We start from the raw sequence: 21,099 nt of genomic DNA, 5'->3' as shown, positions 1-21,099 counted from the left end.
GTAAAATACAAGCTTTTTTATATATTTGTATTGAAAACTATAATTTTCAAATTGTTATTTTAGTTTTCTTATTTTTTCTTTTAGATGAATTTAAATATTGGTTTATAGGCTTATTTTGGATTTTATCTTTTGTATGATTTTAATTTATCCATTAAATTTGACATAAAAATATTTGTAAGAAAATTAGTTAAATTTTACACTTTTCAAAAAATGTGAAATTTGTATTTATCTTATATATAACTTAAAATTTGATCTACCCTATTTTGAAAAAGTGAGCAAGAGCTATCTTTGTAGTTTGTGGTTCTTGCTTTTAAGTGCAGAGCACTAACCTTGCAAAAACTGCGATAAATGTACATAAAGCGCTCGCTCAAGAATTAAATTTTATCGTCAAAAAGTGTGCGGATATCCAGTGTGTAGTTTTTGGGCATAAAGATCGGCGAGTCTAAAATTTCAAGCAAGCCATCATCAAATGAGAGAAATTCCACTACTCTTTTGCGCCTATTATCAGTTTTTATGCTCATATCGGCTAGGTGCACTACCTTTACGATCTGCATTTTATCTGCCGTCCATTCAGAAAAAGCTAGAAATTTAGAGTCCTCTGAAAACAAAAAGCAAGCAGTCGCCCTTTCGCTAAGTAAAATTTGGAGCGCATCGTCATCTTTAACTAAATTTTGTTCAAAATTTGATAGTCTTTTTTCGTGGTTTGAAGGCTCATTTTTTAATTTTAGACAGTGCTTGCTATTTATAAAAAGTCGTAGCTCGCCAAGGGTTGGAGCGCCCATAGCGACCTCACAGCCTTCAAATTTGGCGCTAAATTTGCCATCACTGCTACACGCATTTGCCTCATAGTCCCAAGCCGAGCTCATAAATTTACCTATTAAATTTGCCTGCCATGGCTTTGTAGATATTTAGCTCGTCTTGTAAGAGAATATATTTTGCCTTTAGTAGCCCTATTTTGGCTTCTAACTCGCTATTTTTAGCCTCCAAAAACTGCTTTAGCTCGACCTTGCCATAGGAGTATTTTAGCTCGTAAATTTTTGAAATTTCCTCGTAGTTTTTTATCTGCTCTTGGTAGTTAACAAGTAGTGCTTCGTCGTTTAAGTAGCCTTTATAAAAAGCATCTATCTCGTTTAGAGCGCTATTTAGAGTGCTTATGTAGTTTAGCTTTGCAAGCTCGAAATTTGCCTCGCTAACCTTTAAATTTGACTTTAGCTTGTGGTAGTTTAAAAATGGCAAATTTAAAGCGATGTTTCCATTAAGAAATTTAAGATTAAACGCTTCGTCTTTTTTGTCGGTGCTGCTTTTGAGGCTAGCTCCTAGCGTGATGCTTGGATAAAACTCTTTTTGGCTCGCTTTGTAGTTTAGGATGCCCTCTTCTATGTGGTAAATGGCCGCTCTTAGATCAGGCCGGTTTGCTATGGCGCTTGTTGGCACTTCTAGATCAACGCACACTTTTTTTACAGGACTTAGCGTGAGTCCTTCAAATTTAAGCTCAAATTCTGGCCTCTCATTTAGCAAAATCCTAAGCGTTTTTTTAACACTCACAAGCTCTTTTTTGGTGCTTTCTATCTTATTTTGAGCGCTTAGTTGCTGTGAGTTTATCTGTTTTAGGCTTAACGCCTCATCTTTGCCAAGCTCAAATTTAAGCCCGACTATCTCATTTAGTTCATTGTAAATTTCTAAAATTTGCTCATAAGTTTTAATGCTCTCGTTTAGATATAAAATTTGAAAATAAGCGTCTGCTACTGAGTTTATCACACTTAGCTTGCCAGCTTCCAGATCAAATTTAGTAGCCTCAGCCTCAAACATCGCTGCGTCTTTGCTATTTGCTAGCTTTTGCCAAAGATCAAGCTCGTAGCTAAGCCCTATGCTTGAGCCAAAATTTCTGCTAGAAGCACCACCCTCTTTTATATTTTTGTTGCTTGATGCCTCAATGCCAACGTTAAAGCTTGGGATTAAATTTGCCTCCAAAATTCCAGCTTGAGCGAGCGCTTTATTTACATTTATCGCTACTTTTGCAAGGTCGGTATTGTTTTTAAGCGCAAGCTCTACAAGCTCATCAAGGTAGCTTTGGTGATACTCTTTCCACCAAGAAGTGTTTAAATTTAGCTCCCTGCTGGCATTATCTTCAAGTAAAATTTGTTTGTAGTTTTCATCTATATTTTTAACAGCGCATCCGCTTAAAACAAACACTAAAGCTAAGCTTAGAAATTTCATATTACTCCCTTGAAAGCGCATCTATTGGATTTAGTTTTGAGGCATTTTTGGCAGGCATGTAGCCAAAGATGATGCCAATGGCCATCGACGTAACAAGTGCAAGCACGATCGAACCATTTGAAAAGATCATACTAAAGCCATCTAAAAAGTTGTTAAAGATGTAGCCGATCGCGTAAGAAAATGCTATACCAATAGCTCCGCCAATTAAGCAAAGTAGCACCGCCTCTATCAAAAACTGCTGCAAGATGTTGCTCTGCCTAGCTCCGATCGCCATTTTGATGCCTATCTCTTTGGTACGTTCGGTGACTGAGACTAGCATGATGTTCATCACGCCTATACCACCAACTACTAGCGAAACCACGGCGATACTTGATATTAGAAGGCGCATGGTTGAGATCGTCTCTTCGATAGTCTGCTTGATACTATCAGAATTTCTTGTAAAGAAGTCTTTTTTGCCGTGTTTTATCGTTAAAAGATCAGTTAGGCTCTTTTCTGCAATTTGAGCATTTACGCTTTCATTTACTTTTACGGTTATTGAGCTAATAAATTTATCGCCCGTTATCTTGTTTATCACAGTCGTATATGGAGCATAAATTTTAAGCGAGCTAGCATCGCCGACTTTAAATTCATCTTTTTGCAAAACGCCTATAATGCGAAGTGGCTTTTTATTAAAAAGTATGATCTTGCCAATAGGATCTTCGTTTTTAAATATACTGTTTTTGGTATTTTGATCTATTAATGTGACAGAATCTGAGTTTAAAACCTCGTCCTCATCGTAAATTCTTCCTTTTTCTAGTTTTAACCCATTTACATCAAAGCTTCCTACACCACCGCCCTTTAGTGTCGCTGTTAAGGAGATATTTTCGTACGTTAGTACGCCTGAAGTGCTTGTGTTTGGAGTGACTGAGTCAAGAAACGACTGCTTTGAGAGCATATTTGCGTCACTTATAGAGAGCGTTTTTACCCTGCCCGAGAGCATATCACCAAAACCTTTTCCTGGCATTATGTCGATCGTATTTGTACCGATCTTTCTGATGCCAGCTAAAATTTGCTCCTGTGAGCCTTTGCCAAGAGCTACGACGCTAATTACCGCTGTGATGCCAATTATAATGCCAAGCATCGTTAAAAGCGATCTTAATTTATGAGCTAGCATCGCATTTACCGACATTTTAAAGCTTTCAATTAGCTGATCTTTATAATAAGTAAATTTGCTCTTTTCTGGTTGAGTTTGCTTTTTGGCCTCAAAAATTTCACTATTTCTTACATTATCACTTACGATATTGCCATCTTTTATCTCGATCACACGACTCGCATACTCGGCGATCTTTGGATCGTGTGTGACGATGATGATGGTGTGACCTTTTTTGTAAAGATCCACTAAAATTTCCATCACTCTAAGACCACTTTTGCTATCAAGCGCACCAGTTGGCTCGTCAGCCAGGATAATCTCGCCACCGTTCATTAGTGCCCTTGCTATGGAGACCCTTTGCTGTTGTCCGCCTGAGAGTTTATTTGGTAAATTTTTAGCCTTTTCGCTAAGGCCAAGAGAGTCTAATATCTCCATTCCTCTTTTTTCTCGGTCGCTCTTATTTGCCCCTGCGTAAATGCTAGGAAGTGCGACATTTTCAAGAGCGTTCATCGTGCTAAGAAGGTTATATCTTTGAAAGATAAAGCCAAATTTATCTCGTCTAAGCTTAGCAAGTGCGTCGCTATCAAATTTTGATATATCTTTGCCGTCTAGCAAGTACCGTCCGCCACTTGGGCTATCAAGGCAGCCAAGGATGTTCATAAGCGTTGATTTGCCAGAGCCAGACTGACCGATAATGGCTATAAATTCGCCCTTTTTTATCTCTAAATTTATACCATGAAGAATTTCTATCTCATTATCGCCAAGCTTAAAGCTTTTTGTGATATTTTTTAGACTTATCACTTAAAACTTCTTATTTTCTTTTTCGATCATCTTGGCGATCTCGCTTGATGAGCCTTGGGATGTGATGATTTCATCGTCCTCATTTACACCGCTGATGATCTGCGTATCGAGGTTGTCTTTTATGCCAGTTTTGACCGCTGTTTTTACCGCTTTGCCATCTTTTAAAACATAGACAAACGTACCGTTTTCATCTTTTTTAATACCAATACTTGGTACGATGATAGCGTCCTTTACATTTGCTATTAAAAGCTCATTTTGCGTGGTCATGCCTATTCTTAAAATTTTATCTTTATTTTCAACTATGCTTTGCGCGTAATAATAAACAGCTGAGTTGCTTGAAGTGCTTGAACTTGTAGATTTGCTACTACTGCTAGAGCCGTAGCTACCATCGCTTAATGTTGTTAAGCCAGGGTCAATCGAGCTAACCGTTGTTTGAAATTTTTTCGTTGGCTCAGATAGGATCGAGTACTCAACTGGCGTGCCAACCTTTATCTTTGTGATGTCGCCCTCAGCTATTTGCATCTTCATCTTGACATAGCTTAGATCTGCGATCTTTACGATAGTTGGCGTAGTTTGGTTGGCATTTACGGTTTGCCCCTCCTCAACCTGCACGCTTACAACGGTGCCGTCCCTTGGTGCGGTGATCTTTGTATAGCCTAAATTTATCTTAGCGGTACTTAGCTCGATATTTGTCTGCTTGATCTGCGCTTCAAGCTCCTTTATCTTTGCGCTGTTTACGCTAAAAGTGTTTTTTGCGCTTTCAAATTCTTGCTTTGAAGTGGCGTTTTTGGCAAAAAGTGCATTTTCTCTATCAAACTGCGTTTTTGCGATATTTAGAGCTACTTTTGCGCTTTCAAGCTGGGCTTTGTAGATGGCAAGCTGAGCTTCTTTGTTATCAATGCTATTTTGCTGGGTCGAACTATCGATACTTGCGATCATATCGCCCTTTTTTATCTGATCTCCAAGCTTAACGTAGAGCTTTTTTATCTGACCGCTCACCTGAGCTCCCACGTCGATTAGCTCGGTAGCGAAAATTTCTCCAGTCGCATCGACTTTCTTGCTAAATGAGCCCTTCTTTGCCTTTTTGGTGATAAACTCCACCTTTTCGTCTTTTACCTTAAAAAATTTATCGTAGATAAAATATCCACCGACGCCTAAAATAAGTAGGATTATTAAAATTTTAGTTTTTTTCATCGCTTCTCTTTGTAAAAAATTGGTAAATTCTACTTCACAATAGTAAATACTCTTTAGGCTTCCTCTTTTGCCATGCCAGCCTCTATCAAAAACCTGCTTGGCTGGTAGGTCACCTTCTTTATCTTGTCGTATTTTGCGTAGCTAAGATAGAGTTCGTCTTTTGCTCTAGTAACTGCTACGTAAAAGAGGCGCCTCTCTTCTTCTAGGCTGCCACCCATGCTCATTAGCTTTAAATTTGGAAAGCGATTTTGCGCGAGATCAACGATGAAAACTTGATCAAACTCAAGCCCCTTGCTCGCATGCACGCTAAGCAAGCTAACGCCCTGCCCTTCGCTCATCTCGTTGCTTCCAAGAGCTAAGAAGTTGTAAAATTTACTGATATCTTGATATTTTTTAGCTAGCTCACTTAGCACCACGCTCTTTGCCATTATGCGCTCTTTGACCTCTTCTTTGAGCGCCAGATCGACGTTGCCATTTTTTAGAGTTGCCCTTTTTGTGCTGATGTTTTCGACGATTAACGAGTAAATTTTGCTAGTTTTTATCTCATTTATCATCGTGGCTGGCTTAGAGATATTTCTCATACCTCTTAAAAAGTTGTAAATTTCATATAAAAACTGCGCCCCACTCTCGCTTAGCTTTTGTAGTTTTAGTACAGGATGACCTAGAAATTTATCGCTAAAGCCAAGCTTAGAAAACCTCGAAACTTCGGCAAATTCGTCAAGGTCGTCAAAAAGGCCCAGCTGATAGTTTCGCCTTTTGTTTGATGAGATATTTACGCTCTCATCTGGCTCAACTATCCCTTTTATCAAATTTCCATGCCCAAGCTTAAGTAGTGCGTCAAAAATCTCTTTGCTAACTGCGCTGCCAACGCCCTTTGCGTATTCGCAAATGTGGATAAATGCCATTATATCTTTTGGATTGACATAAATTCCCATGATATCGATGAGTGCCTTGATCTCGCGGCTCTCAAAAAAGCTCACCCCACCCTTTCGCTTTGAGCCGATGCCTCGCTCTTTTAGCGCGACCTCGATGCCATCAGCTGATGAGTTATTTCTAAAAATTATGGCGATATTTTCTCTATTAAATGGCGAGAGTGAGATGATGTCGGCGATATTTTGATACTGATCAAAAAGCTCGTTATAGACAAGCAGCCTTGGAGGCTTGAAATTTCCCTCGCGACTAACTGTTAGGTGCTTTTCATAAAGCCTTGGGTTGTTATTTATGACCTTATTTGCAAGGGCAAGTATGCTTGAGCTTGAGCGGTAATTTACATTTAAAGCGTAGATGTTTGCGTTTGGGAAGCGATCTTTAAATGAGCCAATGATCTCGATGTTTGCGCCGTTAAATGCGTAGATACTCTGGTCAAAATCGCCCACGCAAAAGAGGCTCTTTGTCTTAAATGCGTCTATTAGGCTGCCTTGAAGTGTGTTTGTATCTTGATACTCGTCGATCAAAATTTCATCATAAACTAAATTTGCCCCATTTTTTAGCTCGTCGCGCATTTTAATAAGAAGGTCGTTAAAATCAGCGTAAGAAAATTTAGCCTTTTCAGCCTCAAACTCCTCTAAAACATCTTCATAAATTTCAGCATAAACGCCCTGCTCTTCGCTCTTCTCACTTATCCATTTGCCAAAAGTTGTGCCTTGTTCGCTGTTTTGAAATAGCGAGTAAAGGTCGTATAGATATGCCCCGCCATAAGGCTTGACGTCGCTTAAATGATAAAATTTGCGCCTCTCAACAAGACTTTTTAAAAGCGTCTTTAGCTCGCTTGGCTGCTTTAGCGTGACGCCTTTATCAAGGCTTTTTAAAAGCGAAAATGAGACCGAGTGAAAGGTGCCTGCGGTAATTTTAGAGGTTATGGCCTTGTCAAAATATCTATTTAAGCGCTCGATCATCTCGCTGGCTGCTTTGTTGGTAAATGTTAGAAGCAAAATTTTCTCTGGCGCAACGCCTAAATTTAGTAAATGAGCGATGCGTGCGACAATGGTGCTAGTCTTGCCAGTGCCAGCTGAAGCGATGATGAGATTGTGTCCAAATGGCGCAGTTGCGGCGGTGTATTGTTCTTTGTTTAACCTAGATAAGGGCATTGTTTCCTCTTTTTTAAAAAGGGCTAATTATAGCTACTTAAACTTTAACAGCTATAATCACGCGGATGAAAAAGTTTAAATTTCTAAAATTCCTTGCCCTATTTTTGGCTTTAGTGGTCGCTATTTTTTTGATATTTGATCAAATTTATCCACTAAATTTAGATGCGCTTAAAAAAGATGAAGCCAAAATTTTGCTTGATAAAAATGGCGAGATCATAAATATGAAGCTTAGTAGCGATGGAATTTGGAGATTTCACGAGCAAAGCTTCCCAAGCTCGCTAAAACAATGCGTCGTACTCTTTGAGGATAGGTATTTTTACTACCATTTTGGGGTAAATTTTGCCTCCATTTTTAGAGCATTTTTTCACAACCTAAGAAGCGATAACCGCATAGGGGCTAGCACTATCACGATGCAAGTGGCCAGGATGCTTGAACCAAATGAGAGGAGCTATAAAAACAAGATAAGAGAAATTTTTAGAGCATTTCAGCTCGAGCTTCACTTTAGCAAGGATGAAATTTTAAATTTTTATCTAAATTTAGCCCCATACGGCGGCAATATCGAGGGAGTAAAGGCGGCTAGCTTTTTTTACTTTGGCAAGGAACTAAACGAGCTTAGCTACGCTCAGGCTGCACTTTTAAGCACGATCCCTAAAAATCCAAACAAAAATAGACTAGACCGCGTTTCAAACATAAACGCCCTAAAAAACAGGGTCATAAAGATGCTTTACAAAGCAAAGCTAATAGATCTTAGTGCTTTTAAAAGAGCGCAGGCTGAGCCATTTAAAAATGTAAGAGCAAAAGCTATCGTAACCGCGGAAGATTATGCAAATGTCGCTTTTAAAAACCAAATTTCAAAGGCGAGTTTGGATCTAAATTTACAAAAAGATATGCTTAAAATTTTAAAAGATGCGATGTTTTTGCTAAAGGCTAAAAATGCAAATAACGCTGCTGCGGTAGTCATTGATAATAAAAAAATGAGTGTTGTTGCCTTCATCGGCTCACACGATGAGCGCGCACGTGATGGCAAAAACTCAGCCATAAATATGAAGCGAAACACCGGCAGTACGCTAAAGCCTTTTATTTATTCGCTAGCACTTGATAGTGGGCTTATCACGCCAAATTCGCAGTTAATTGATACGCAAATTTATATAAAAGAGTATGCCCCAAAGAATTTTAGTAATGATTTTTTAGGTATCGTAAGCGCGAAAGATGCTCTAAATTTCAGCCTAAATATTCCGGTTATAAATTTAAACTTAAAACTAAAAGACAATTCGCTTTACGAACTACTTGAAAAGGTAAATTTAGTAGATGAAGATAAAGAGTATTATGGAGCTTCTATAACGCTTGGAAGTGCTGAAATGAGCCTGCTTGATCTTGCTCATCTTTATACTATTTATGCAAATGACGGCATTTATAGGCCGCTTGAGTTTGCTGGCAAAAACTACAAAAATGAAGAGAATAATGTAACTCTCATCTCGCCTCAAAGTGCTTATTTAACCGCTAAAATGCTAAGCGAAGCCTCAAGATCGTATCTAAAAAATGCTTGGCAGTACGCCCAAAATACGCCAAAGATTGCTTTTAAAACTGGTACAAGCGCAAACTCACGCGATCTTTACGCCATAGGTGTTGATGAAAATTACACAATTGCTATTTGGATTGGAAATTTTAATGCCAGTAAAACTGATAAATTAACAGGACTAAATGACGTATCAAAGAGTCTTTTTGATATGTTTAAGATAATCGCTCAAAAAGAGAAATTAAGATTTATGAGTGAGCCAGATGGCATAGAAAAGCTGCCAACCTGCCTTGATGCCTTTAACTATGAAAAGTGTAAAAAAATGGCGCTTGATGATAGGATAAAGGGTGTAGATTTAAAAGATAAATGCGAAAGTTTAAGAGGTGAAGAGCTTGATTTTTTGGTTAAGAATGAGCTTTTGGATAAAGAAGAGATACAAAAAAGTCCTTGTGCTGAAATTTTTAAAGATAAAAAGCCAGTTTTTGCCTATCCGTATGACAATGAAGAGATAGTGACAGATGAAAATATTACACAAGTTATGGTAAAATGCTACGCGTTTTTAGGCGATGAAATTTACCTAAAAATAGATGATTTGAACTTTTCTAAGATAGAAAATGCAAGCGAAAAAAAGTTTGATCTAACTCTTGGCGAGCACAGTATAAAATGCCTTGATCAAAACTCAAATCAAAGTGAAATAACAATAAAAATAAGGAGATAAAATGTGGCAAAAAGTAGCGCTTCTAGCACTTTTGGGAATGACAAATTTATATGCTTTGAGCCTAAATGGCACTGCGCAGATAAAATCGCCCCTAAGCGTAGAGTTTGGACTAGAAGATAAAGTCGATAAAAATTTTGTTGGTATGCTAAGTGATAAAAAGCTACTTTTGTGCCAACCAGCATTAAATGGTACGGTTAGATTTAATAGTCAAAGCTTGCTGCTTTTTACAAAAGATATGCACGCTGGTTTGGATTATGGCTGCAAGCTTGAAAATGGAAGCACTGCTAGTTTTGCCACGAAAGAATTTGAGCTAACAAAGATAGAAAAAATAAGCGATAGTAAATATATACTTAAATTTAATGATGAAGTAAATATTGAAGCTATCAAAAATATTGCCGTAAAAGATGCAAAATTTAAAGTGATTGAGCTTTCTAACAATAGCTTTGAGCTTAATCTTGATAAAAATTTAAGCAATCCAGTTTTTGATTTTGGTAAAAAATTTGAGAGCAAATTTGGAGCAACGCTTTCAGGTGAAACGATAGTAAATTTTGCCGATGAAATAAGCGAAGAAAGCGTAAATATAAATGATAATGCAAAGAGTCTTGAGATACCTGAAATTTATCCAGTAAGCCTTGATAATGGCATCTTGGGCTTTAGAATTTATCTAAAAAATTGGCTTGATGACGACATTAACTTAAAAAAATTTATAAACATTAAAGGTGTAAAAAACTTTAGCATTAGTGACGTTAAATATAGTGACAACTATGAAGAAAACTCAGAGCTTAGCGAGTATTATTACTACATTGATATTACAAGCGACGATTTTAAGCCACAAAATAGTTATGAAATCACCATTAAACCAGGCTTTGGCGATGATAGAAATGTAGTAAGAGAAGAAAGTAACTATGAAGTAGTAGCTAGCAATTTCACTCCGTTTGCAAATTTTATAAATAATGAGCCATATATCTCAAGTGTTGGCGAAATCGGTATCAGAAGTGCAAATTTGCCTGAGTTAAATATAAGCATTGAAAAGCTAAGCGATCAAAATTTTAGATATTTCTTAAATTTTAATGACAATAACGAAGAGTTAAGCAACTTCAGTACAAAAGTAGCAAGCAAAAGTTATAAGCTTGATGGCGCATTAAATGAAATTTCTCTAAATAAAATCAAACTCGACTTTGCTGGGGCTGGAGATGGCGTTTATAAAATAAATTTAAACTACGGCAAGGATAAGAGCGTCTCAAAAGTAGTCTATCTAAGTGATATCGCCGTAAATGCAAAGCTTGGCAAGGATGAAATTTTCGTATTTGCAAATCGTCTTGGCGAAAATACAATGCTTCCAAACGCAAATGTGAAAATTTATGGCAAGAAGAACGAAGAGATCGCAGTTGGTGCGACAAATGATATAGGTGTTTTTAAATTCAATAAAAAAGATATTTACAAAGATATCTCCTCAGTGGTTGTCTCTCTTGGAAAAGAGCAAAATTTTCTTATTTTAAAAGAAGACGAAGCGCTAAATGAAGCGAAATTTATGAGCCAAAATGCCAGTGAGAGTATCGATGCGTACGTTCATTTTGCTTCAAATATCATAAGACCAAATGAGAGTTTAAAGGGTGCAATCTACCTAAGGGATAGAGATTTTAATCCTTTAAAAAATATGCCTATAAAGATAAAATTTTTCGATCCACAAGGCAAAAGTAGTGCTGAAATTTCAAAAAATACAAATGACGTTGGCATGGTAAATTTTGAAAAAGAGATACTAAGTGATCTTAGCGGTAGATTTAATATGCAAGTAATTTACGCAAGCAAAGTGATCTCAAATGTACCATTTTTTGTTGAGAGTTTTATGCCAAATAGGATAAAAAATGAGATAACGCTTGAGAGGGATAAATTTTTCGCAAATGAGCTTGTTAGAGCCAATCTAGCCAGTAACTATCTCTTTGGTGGCGCTGCTAGCGAGCTTGATGGCAGCATGCAGGTGAGCTTTTTTGATGATGAATATAAAAATAGCGAGTTTAAAGATTATAAATTTAAAAACAATACGCTAAAACCAAGTGCTTATCCATCTTTTGAGAATGATCTCACTCTTTCAAAAGATGGTAAATCAAGTCAAATGATAGATCTTAGCTTTAGCACTAAAAATGCCTCTTCTATCATAACAGGCGTGATAAATTTCAATGTAAATGATGATGGCAAAAACGTAAGCGACACAAAAAGCTTTACTCTCTATCCTTACAAGGATATGGTTGGTATCGCAGCAAGCACGACATTTGCTGAACCAAACGAAGATGTAAAAATCAGAACGGTTGTAGTAGATATGTCAAGTCAAAAGGCCGTAAAATCAAATTTAAAATTTGATATAAAACGTGTCACTTGGCAATACCAAAGAGATGCAAATGGCTATATAAAGTGGTTTCAAACACTAGAAGATGTGGATAATTTTTATAAAGACAATGGCGAGTTTAGCTATAAATTTACACAAAGTGGCTCATATGTGATCATCGCTACAAATCTAGTAAGTGGAGCAAGCACAAGCCTTGATATGGACGTAAGTGGCTACAACTACTCGACTCTAGCGCCTACAAAAGAGCTTAGTAAATCTCAAATCAAACTAAATAAAAATATCTACAAAAAAGGTGATGAACTAAGTGCTGATATAAGCTCAGCTATAAAAGAAGGCATCGCACTTGTTACGCTTGAAGATGGTGGCGTGAAAGCTTACAAGGTCGTTAAGATAAAAAACAACTCAGCAAATGTGAAATTTAAACTTGATTTTGATTTTAGCGGACTTTACGTGAGTGCAAATATCTACCGCATGACAGATGGTGGATTAACTCCGTTTAGGACTTACGGTAAGGTTTATGCTAAGGCTGATAAGTCATCAAGGATACTTGATCTAAGTCTTGATGCACCAAATACGGCAAAAAGCGATGAAAATATAAAAATTTCTTTAAAAACAAAGCCAAAAGCTTATGTGAATTTATTTATCACAGATGTTGGCGTGCTTGATATAACGTCACAAAAGCCAGCTGATCCACTTAAATTTTTTGACAAAATTTTGCCAGATGGCGTCTTTGACTATGACATTTATAATATGCTCACAAACTATAAGGTCGAGGGCAAAACTTTAAGCTTTGGTGGCGATATGGCGGCACTTGCCATGGAGGCAAAGATGGCAAAACATGCTAGCCCGGTCGATAGTAAAAATATAAAAACATACGCAAATTTAGTAAGCCTTCAAGCTGACGATAATGGTGAAATTTCATACGAGTTTAAAACGCCAAATGGCTTTAACTCTGCCATTAGAGTAGATGTCGTGGCAAATAATGAAAATAGTATGAACGCTGTAAATAAAGAAATTTTAGTAAAAGATGATGTGATTATTAAGCCAAGTGCATTAGTTTATCTGCTAAAAGGCGATGAGCTAAATGCGAACTTAAGACTCATAAACACAACAAATGAGGACAAAAATTTAACCATAAAAGTGGCTAGCAGTAAAAATTTAAACATCAAAACAAAAGAAAATGTGAATTTAAAGCCGCTTGAAAATAAAGCCTTTACATTTAAAATTTCAGCTCTTGAAGCTGGAGCTGGCGAATACAATATAACAATAAGCGATAAAAACAGCTCAAAAACGGCTCAAAATTTACTTGATGTAGTTAATCCTTATACGATTAGCACCTATGCAAGAAGTAGCGTCTTTGATAAAGAGAGCATGATCTCGCTTCCAAAAGGCTTTCACAATGTTGGTATAGATGCGTCAAGCTCGGTTTCAAGCGTGCTATTAGCAGCTTCTAAAAATTTAGTCGAGTATCCTTATGGATGTGCGGAGCAAAGGAGCTCAAGGTTGCTTGCACTTTTAAATTTAAAGCCAAAAGATGAGCTTGAAAAAAATGATCAAAAGAGATTTATTGCAAGCGGTATGAGTGAGCTAATTAAGATGCAAAAACCAGATGGTAGCTTTGGTTACTGGAGCGATCTAGGTAGTACTAATGCATTTGCTTCGATCTATGCAACTGATGTACTGCTTGATCTTGAAGAGGCTGGATATGAGCTAAATAAAAATGTAAAGCAAAGAGCATTAAATTCGCTCTTAAAATATACAAACACAGATATTGAAGCTCTATATGCTATCTATGTAAGCTCCCGTGCAAATGTTGCTGACAAATCAGTGCTAAATAAAATTTATGACCACAAAGCTTACAATACGACTGCACTTAATAAATATCTAATGGCAGCGGCTCTAAAGCTAAACGGCTTAAATGACGAAGCAAAGGTGGCGCTAAAAGATATTAAAAAAGCTCAGATAGCTGATTACAGCAGGGATTATTCTAGCTTTGGCTCAAAGATGAGAGACAATGCATTTATCTTGTATCTGCACGCAAAATATTTTGAGAAAAACGACTACTCAGATGATCTTGCAAATTTCTTGATCACAAATTTAAATGAGCTAAGCTCAACACAGGAGCGTGCATTTACCCTTAGGGCGCTAAACGCCTACTTTGGCAAAGATAGTGGCGAGAAAAACAATAAATTTAAGCTTGCCTACAACGGTTCAAGTAAAGAATTTGATGGCCTTTTAAGCGTATCTTTTACAACAAAAGATGGAAATTTCACCATTACACCACTTGGCGAAAACAAGCTATACGCCACTATTTTAAGCTACGCTTACGTGCCACTTGAGATCAAGCACAAAATAGAGCCAAAAGAGCTTGATATTTATAGAACGTTTGTCGATGAAAAAGGCAAAGAGCTAGGTCTTGACAGCCTAAGAGTAAATGATGTTGTCTATTCAAAAATAGTGATAAATTCTAAAGCTATGGTTAAAAATGGTGTAATAAACGAGATAGTAAGTAGCTGCTTTGAGCCAATAAATGAAAATTTAAGTGGCTTTAATAAGAGTCTTAAAGATAGCATTGAGCTTGAATATCAGAGCATAAAAGATGATCGCGTTTTAAGTTTTTATGCATTAGATAGTGACAAGAGAGAGGCTGTGCTTTACACACCTTATCGTGTAAGACTTGGCGGCAAATGCTCACTTGGTGCGGTCACAACTGAAAATATGTATAACGAAAGGCAAAACGACTACGACCTAGCTCAGCGAAGCTTTAACGTCAAATAGCCATTTAAACTCCGGGGCGTTTAATCGCCCCAAGCCCATATTTCCCCACTTTTGCAAAGATTTTTTTAAACAAATTTTAGATAACATTAAGCATTTTTTAAACGAAAGAGGATACTAAAGTGGCAGAATTTTACAATGCAAAAGAGATAGAAGATAAATTTTATAAAATTTGGGAAGAACGCGGATACTTCGAGATAGACGCGAACAAAGAAATCCAAAAAGATGGACGTAAATTTTGCATTATGATGCCACCTCCAAATGTGACTGGCTCGCTTCACATCGGACACGCGTTAACCTTCACGTTGCAAGACATAATGACGCGCTACAAAAGAATGGACGGCTACAAGACACTTTGGCAGCCAGGACTTGATCACGCTGGCATCGCCACTCAAAACGTCGTTGAAAAGCAGCTTTTAGCCCAAGGCATCAAAAAAGAAGAGCTTGGACGTGAGAAATTTGTAGAAAAAGTGTGGGAGTGGAAAGAAAAAAGCGGCGGCATGATCGTCCATCAGATGCGAAAACTTGGCATCACTCCAGCTTGGTCACGCCAGAGATTTACCATGGATGAGGGCTTAAGAAAAGCTGTGAAAAAAGCCTTTGTAAATTTATACGACAAAGGGCTGATCGTTCAGAAAAACTACATGATAAACTGGTGTACGCATGATGGGGCGCTTTCTGACATCGAGGTCGAGCACAAGGAGAATAAAGGCAAGCTTTATCATTTGAGATATTATTTTGCAGACAAGCCAAGTGAATTTATTGTTGTTGCAACAACTCGTCCAGAAACCTACTTTGGCGACACCGCCGTAATGGTAAATCCAAACGACGAGCGCTATAAAAATTTAATCGGCAAAAAGGTGGTACTACCTATCATAAATAGAGAGATCGAGATCATCGCAGATGAGCACGTTGATATGGAGTTTGGAACAGGCCTTGTTAAAGTCACGCCTGCGCACGATCAAAACGACTACGAGGTTGGCAAAAAACACAACCTTGAGTTTATCACTGTATTTGATGAAAAAGGCATTTTAAACGACAAGTGCGATAAATTTGCAGGTCTTGAAAGACTTGAGGCTAGAGATATCGTAGTAGCCGAGCTTGAAAAACTTGGCAATGTCGAAAAGATAGAAGACTACGAAAACCAAGTGGGATATTGCTACCGCTGCAAAAACGTCGTAGAGCCATACATCTCAAAGCAGTGGTTTGTCAAAAAAGAGATCGCAGATGAAGCGATACAAAAGGTCTCAGAGGGTCTTGCTAAATTTTATCCACCGCACTGGATAAACAGCTTTAACGCATGGATGAGAGAACTAAGAGATTGGTGTATCTCACGCCAGCTTTGGTGGGGACATCAAATTCCAGTATTTTACTGCGATGATTGCGGTCATATGTGGGCTGACGAGGGAGAGCCGTGCGAGTGCAAAAAGTGTAAAAGTAAAAACATCCACCAAGACCCAGACGTGCTAGATACGTGGTTTAGCTCTGGTCTTTGGCCATTTAGCACGCTTGGCTGGGGCAATGATAACGAGCTAAAAAATGAAAAATGGTTTGAGGGAGACCTTGCTGAGTTTTATCCAAATAATCTTCTAATAACTGGCTTTGATATATTATTCTTCTGGGTTGCTAGGATGATGTTTCAGGGTGAAAATGCCCTTGGAAAGCTGCCATTTGACGACATCTACCTGCACGCGCTTGTAAAAGATGAGTTTGGCAGAAAGATGAGCAAAAGCCTTGGCAACGTCATCGACCCGCTTGATAGCATCAATGAGTATAGCGCTGATATCTTGCGCTTTACGCTAACTCTTCTAGCCGTTCAAGGACGCGACATCAAGCTAAGCGACGCTAAGATGAAGCAGGTAAGAAATTTCACCAACAAGCTTTATAACGCGAGCAAATATCTCATGCTAAATGAGAGCAAATTTGAAAATTTAGAGGATATCAAGCTTCAAACAAAGCTTGGAATTTATATGAATAGCCGCTTTAACGAGTGCGTGAGAGAGGTGCGTGAAAACATCGACGCTTACCGCTTCAATGACGCTGCAAACACACTTTATAAATTCCTTTGGGATGAGTTTTGTGACTGGGGCATCGAGCTTAGCAAGGCTGATAAAGCGAGCGTAAAAGAGCTTGGTAGTATATTTAAAGAGGCGATGAAACTACTAAATCCTTTCATGCCGTTTCTCTCAGAGTATCTATTTCAGGAACTTAGTGGCACACAGCTTGAAAATGCAAAATCAATAATGGTGATGAGCTACCCAAAGATAAAAGAGCGAAATTTAGAGGTTGAGAAGAAATTTGAGCTAGTTATCGAAGCGATCGTGGCTATTCGCCGTGCAAAAGCGACCATCGATCTTGGCAACTCAAAGATAGCAAAAGCCTTTGTTAAATTTAATGACAAAATAGATCTTGACGAGGTTAAAGAGTATATCAAGCTGCTTGCAAAATGCGAGGAGATCGGCTTTGTAGATGAAAAAATAGAAAATTCTATCAGAGATGTGAGTGAAAATTTAGAGGCGTTTGTCCCACTTGAAGGACTTGATATGAGCGGTATTATCACAAGACTCAAGTCTCAAAAGACAAAGCTTGAAAAAGAGATAGCTAGGCTCTCAGGTATGTTAAATAATCAAAATTTTGTGTCAAATGCACCAAAAGAAGTTATAGAGACGAACAAAGAGGCTTTAGATAGTGCTGAGGCTAAATTTAAAAAAGTATGTGAAGAATTAGAAGCTCTTGGAGAAAAATAGTGATAAAAATAGAGAAATTAAGCAAATTTTATGGTGATACGCAAATCCTTTTTGATATAAATTTAGAGGTTAAAAAGGGTGAAATTTTTGCTATCGTGGGACACAGCGGCGCTGGTAAATCAACGCTTTTAAGGTGCATAAACGGGCTTGAGAGCTATCAAGGTGGCAGCCTAAAAGTCTTTGATAAAGAGATAAAAAATTTAGATGAGATGCAGCAGAGACATTTAAGGCGAGATGTTGGGATGATATTTCAGCATTTTGCCCTGATGGCTAGAAAAAACGTCTTTGAAAACGTCGCTACTCCACTTAAATTTTGGGGTTATAAAAGCGATGAAACTGAAAAAAGAGTGAGAGAGCTTTTAAATTTAGTCGGTCTTGAAAGCAAGGCAAAAAGCTATCCAAGCGAGCTAAGTGGCGGGCAAAAACAGCGTGTCGCTATCGCTAGAGCGCTTGCTTTAAATCCTAAAATTTTACTAAGCGACGAGGCGACTTCGGCTCTTGATCCAAACACTACAAATCAAATTTTAGAGCTGCTTGAAAAGATAAACAAAGAGCTAGATATCAGCGTCGTCATCGTCACGCACGAGATGGAGGTTGTAAAATCTATCGCAAAACGTGCGATACTACTAGAAGGCGGCAAGATCATAGGCTCTGGAAGCATCGAAGAGCTATTTTTAAAGCCAGATGAGAAGATGAAAGAGTTTTTGGGCGAGGTTGAAATTCTGCCAAGCACTGGTACAAATATCAGGCTATTTTTCCCAAAAGAAGTGGCTCAAAACAGTGTGATTACGCACATGGCTAGAAGCCTAAATATCGACTTTAACATAGTCTGGGGCAAGCTTGAGAAGCTAAACGACAACGTCCTTGGCTCGCTTGTCATAAACATAGATGAAAAAGATAAAGAAAACGTGCTTAACTATATCAAGCAAAGTGGCGTTTTATGGGAGGTTGCTTGATGTTTGGTATTGATTTTTCTAAATTTCCAGATGTATTTTCTAGGATACTGCTGCCAGCTATCGGCGAAACGCTATATATGAGCATAGTCTCCACCCTACTCGCCTTTGCCATAGGCCTAATACCTGCGGTTTTGCTCATACTTTCAGACAAAGACGGACTAAAGCCAAACAAACAGCTTTATTTTGTACTTGATATCATTATAAACGTGCTTAGAAGCTTTCCATTTATTATCCTCATTATTGTGCTCTTTCCGGTCACAAAAATGATCGTTGGCACAAGTATTGGCACCACAGCTGCGATCGTCCCGCTAACTATTGGAGCGGCTCCATTTGTAGCAAGACTAATCGAAAATGCCCTAAAAGAGGTTGATAAAGGCATCATAGAAGCTGCTCAAAGCTTTGGAAGCTCGAAATTTCAGATCATCTTTAGAGTGATGTTTGTAGAGGCACTTCCTGGTATCATCTCGGCATTTACGCTAACTCTTATCGTAAATATCGGCTTTTCAGCGATGGCTGGAGCAGTTGGTGGTGGAGGACTAGGATCTGTCGCTATAAACTACGGCTATCAAAGATTTCGTCCAGATATCATGCTCTATACCGTTGTTATTCTTATCATTATGGTTCAAATTTTTCAAGTTTTAGGTAACTACTTATATAAAATTTCTAAAAAATAGGCCTTTGTTTTTATCTGATTTTAAGCTTTTTTCCTTAAAATTGCCCGAATTAATTTTTAGCTGAAAGGATAAAAGATGAAATCAGATATGTGCCACATGTGCCGCCTATTAAAAAACGCGTTGTCGAAAGACTAATCTCTAAGCACAAAATTTCTTTTTAAGTGCTTAGAAATAGCTTAAGCGCTTAAAAAGAAATTTAACCTTCTAGCTTAAATTTATCCTTTTTTGGTGCTTGGCAAATTTTAAAAAAGGATAATAAATGAAAAAACTACTTCTTACCTCTCTAGTTGCCCTAGGCCTTAGCGTTAGCGCAAATGCTGCTGACAAGTCAAAAACAATAATCGTCGGTGCTACACCTATCCCACATGCTGAAATTTTGGAGGTTGTAAAGCCTATTTTGGCAAAAGATGGCTATACGCTTGAGATCAAAGAATTTAACGACTACACCACGCCAAACCTTGCAACAGAAGATGGCGATTTAGATGCAAATTTCTTTCAGCACCTTCCATATTTGGACGAATTTAATAAAAACAAAGGCACTCATCTTGTAAAAACAGTTGGCGTTCATCTTGAGCCAATGGGAGTTTATTCTAAAAAGATAAAAGACGTCAAAGATCTAAAAGATGGTTCGACCGTATCTATCCCAAATGATCCGACAAATGAAAGCCGTGCTTTAGATATCCTTGCAAATGCTGGACTTATTAAGCTAAACAATAATCCACTAAAAACTCCGCTTGATATAGTTGATAACCCTAAAAAGCTTAAATTTGAAGAGATAGAGACTGCTCAAGTACCAAGAACACTTGATGACGTTACTATTGCAGTTATCAACACAAATTACGCTCTAAATGCTAATCTCAATCCAGTAAAAGATGCACTTGTGCTTGAAAGCAAAAATAGCCCGTATGTAAACTACGTTGTAGTAAAGTCTGGTAACGAAAATAGCCCTAAAATAAAGGCTCTTGATAAAGCAATAAACTCATCAGAAGTTAAAAAATTTATCGAGATCAAATACAACGGCGCTATTCTTCCAGCATTTTAATTAAAATTTAAATAAGCGACGTAAAAGCTTTTACCTTTTTAGCGTCGCTTAAACCAAATAAAAAGGAAAAACAATGAAATTTATCAAACTTTTAACCGCATCTTTAGTTGCTCTAAGCCTTCACGCAGCCGACAAGGACCACACTATCATAGTCGGCGTCTCGCCAGTACCACACGCTGAAATTTTAGAATTTGTAAAGCCAAAGCTAAAAGATAAAGGCTACGACCTTGTTATCTCTGAAATTTCAGACTACTCTATCCCAAATGTCGCCACAGAAGATGGCAGTTTGGATGCAAATTTCTTTCAGCATTTACCATATCTTGAGGAGCAAAACAAGGCTAGAGGCTTGCATCTTGTAAGTGTTGCAAATGTCCATGTTGAGCCACTTGGCTTTTATTCTAAAAAGATAAAAAACATAAAAGAGTTAAAAGATGGTGCAAAAGTTGCGATCGCTTATGATCCATCAAATGGCAATAGAGCGCTTAGAATTTTAGAAAAGGCTGGTCTTATCGAGATCGATAAAAACGTAAAAGTTGCAACTGTAAATGACATAACTAAAAATTCTAAAAATTTACAGTTTGTAGAGCTTGAGGGTGCTCAGATACCAAGAACGCTTGATGATGTCGATATCGCTGCCATTAGTACAAATTTCGTCCTTGATCTTGGTATGAGCGTGGCAAAAGACGCACTTTTGCTTGAGGATGCCAACAGTCCTTACGCTAACATCATCGTCACAAAGGCTGGCAACGAAAATAACCCTAAGATCAAAGCTTTGATTGATGCGGTGCTTAGCCCTGATACTAAAAATTTCATCATTACTCGCTATAAAGGCGAAGTCATACCTGCATTTTAAAATAGGGCGAGCTTTCGCCCTATTTTGTTTCTACTTTCATCTTGTT

Annotated in this window: 12 protein-coding genes; 7 read left to right on the top strand and 5 right to left on the bottom strand. The window is 37.8% G+C overall.

Translation table 11 applies throughout. From position 1 onward, the window contains the following. Window positions 1-374: 374 nt before the first annotated feature. The 5 genes from CYP51_RS07285 to CYP51_RS07265 are packed head-to-tail and all read right to left on the bottom strand — an operon-like array spanning window position 375 to window position 7,428. Window positions 375-866, bottom strand: coding sequence for a flagellar protein (locus tag CYP51_RS07285; RefSeq protein WP_103624936.1), 492 nt, complete (start codon window positions 864-866; stop codon window positions 375-377). A 4-nt stretch (window positions 867-870) separates the two neighbouring features. After that, window positions 871-2,217, bottom strand: coding sequence for a TolC family protein (locus CYP51_RS07280; protein ID WP_103624935.1), 1,347 nt, complete (start codon window positions 2,215-2,217; stop codon window positions 871-873). A 1-nt stretch (window position 2,218) separates the two neighbouring features. Beyond that, complete coding sequence (locus CYP51_RS07275; RefSeq protein WP_103624934.1) at window positions 2,219-4,147, bottom strand: MacB family efflux pump subunit; 1,929 nt, start codon at window positions 4,145-4,147, stop codon at window positions 2,219-2,221. After that, window positions 4,148-5,341: an efflux RND transporter periplasmic adaptor subunit gene (locus CYP51_RS07270; RefSeq protein WP_103624933.1), complete on the bottom strand. Its 1,194-nt coding sequence runs from the start codon at window positions 5,339-5,341 to the stop codon at window positions 4,148-4,150. A gap of 53 nt (window positions 5,342-5,394) precedes the next feature. Next, a complete protein-coding gene (locus tag CYP51_RS07265; RefSeq protein ID WP_103624932.1) occupies window positions 5,395-7,428 on the bottom strand; it encodes an ATP-dependent helicase in 2,034 nt (677 codons plus the stop codon). 65 nt (window positions 7,429-7,493) lie between these two features. Between CYP51_RS07265 and pbpC the strand changes: the two genes are divergently transcribed. The 7 genes from pbpC to CYP51_RS07230 all read left to right on the top strand — a co-directional run bounded on the left by pbpC (window position 7,494) and on the right by CYP51_RS07230 (window position 21,053). Then, window positions 7,494-9,662, top strand: a complete 2,169-nt coding sequence (pbpC, locus tag CYP51_RS07260; RefSeq protein WP_103624931.1) for a penicillin-binding protein 1C — start codon at window positions 7,494-7,496, stop codon at window positions 9,660-9,662. A 1-nt stretch (window position 9,663) separates the two neighbouring features. Further along, a complete protein-coding gene (locus tag CYP51_RS07255) occupies window positions 9,664-14,784 on the top strand; it encodes an alpha-2-macroglobulin family protein (protein ID WP_103624930.1) in 5,121 nt (1,706 codons plus the stop codon). Between the two features lie 119 nt (window positions 14,785-14,903). After that, window positions 14,904-17,528, top strand: a complete 2,625-nt coding sequence (locus CYP51_RS07250; RefSeq protein ID WP_103624929.1) for a valine--tRNA ligase — start codon at window positions 14,904-14,906, stop codon at window positions 17,526-17,528. After that, window positions 17,528-18,484: a methionine ABC transporter ATP-binding protein gene (locus CYP51_RS07245; protein ID WP_103624928.1), complete on the top strand. Its 957-nt coding sequence runs from the start codon at window positions 17,528-17,530 to the stop codon at window positions 18,482-18,484. Before CYP51_RS07250 ends, CYP51_RS07245 begins: the two co-directional genes overlap by 1 nt. Further along, window positions 18,484-19,158, top strand: coding sequence for a methionine ABC transporter permease (locus tag CYP51_RS07240; protein ID WP_103624927.1), 675 nt, complete (start codon window positions 18,484-18,486; stop codon window positions 19,156-19,158). The genes CYP51_RS07245 and CYP51_RS07240 overlap by 1 nt, the downstream gene beginning before the upstream one ends. A gap of 259 nt (window positions 19,159-19,417) precedes the next feature. Further along, on the top strand, window positions 19,418-20,200 hold the full coding sequence (locus tag CYP51_RS07235) for a MetQ/NlpA family ABC transporter substrate-binding protein (protein WP_103624926.1): 783 nt from the start codon (window positions 19,418-19,420) through the stop codon (window positions 20,198-20,200). Window positions 20,201-20,273: 73 nt separating this feature from the next. Further along, complete coding sequence (locus tag CYP51_RS07230) at window positions 20,274-21,053, top strand: MetQ/NlpA family ABC transporter substrate-binding protein (RefSeq protein WP_103624925.1); 780 nt, start codon at window positions 20,274-20,276, stop codon at window positions 21,051-21,053. The last annotated feature ends 46 nt before the right edge of the window (window positions 21,054-21,099 follow it).

Origin of the sequence: Campylobacter concisus, from assembly GCF_002912895.1 — a bacterium.
Classification (GTDB): Bacteria; Campylobacterota; Campylobacteria; order Campylobacterales; family Campylobacteraceae; genus Campylobacter_A; species Campylobacter_A concisus_G.
The sequence above is the reverse complement of the archived record's forward strand: the minus strand, read 5'-3'. Positions and strand labels throughout refer to the sequence as shown.

Coding starts and splice junctions, on each gene's coding strand:
- CYP51_RS07285 (WP_103624936.1), bottom strand. CDS start 866: ATGAGCTCGGCTTGGGACTATGAGGCAAATGCGTGTAGCAGTGATGGC.
- CYP51_RS07280 (WP_103624935.1), bottom strand. CDS start 2,217: ATGAAATTTCTAAGCTTAGCTTTAGTGTTTGTTTTAAGCGGATGCGCT.
- CYP51_RS07270 (WP_103624933.1), bottom strand. CDS start 5,341: ATGAAAAAAACTAAAATTTTAATAATCCTACTTATTTTAGGCGTCGGT.
- CYP51_RS07265 (WP_103624932.1), bottom strand. CDS start 7,428: ATGCCCTTATCTAGGTTAAACAAAGAACAATACACCGCCGCAACTGCG.
- pbpC (WP_103624931.1), top strand. CDS start 7,494: ATGAAAAAGTTTAAATTTCTAAAATTCCTTGCCCTATTTTTGGCTTTA.
- CYP51_RS07255 (WP_103624930.1), top strand. CDS start 9,664: ATGTGGCAAAAAGTAGCGCTTCTAGCACTTTTGGGAATGACAAATTTA.
- CYP51_RS07240 (WP_103624927.1), top strand. CDS start 18,484: ATGTTTGGTATTGATTTTTCTAAATTTCCAGATGTATTTTCTAGGATA.
- CYP51_RS07235 (WP_103624926.1), top strand. CDS start 19,418: ATGAAAAAACTACTTCTTACCTCTCTAGTTGCCCTAGGCCTTAGCGTT.
- CYP51_RS07230 (WP_103624925.1), top strand. CDS start 20,274: ATGAAATTTATCAAACTTTTAACCGCATCTTTAGTTGCTCTAAGCCTT.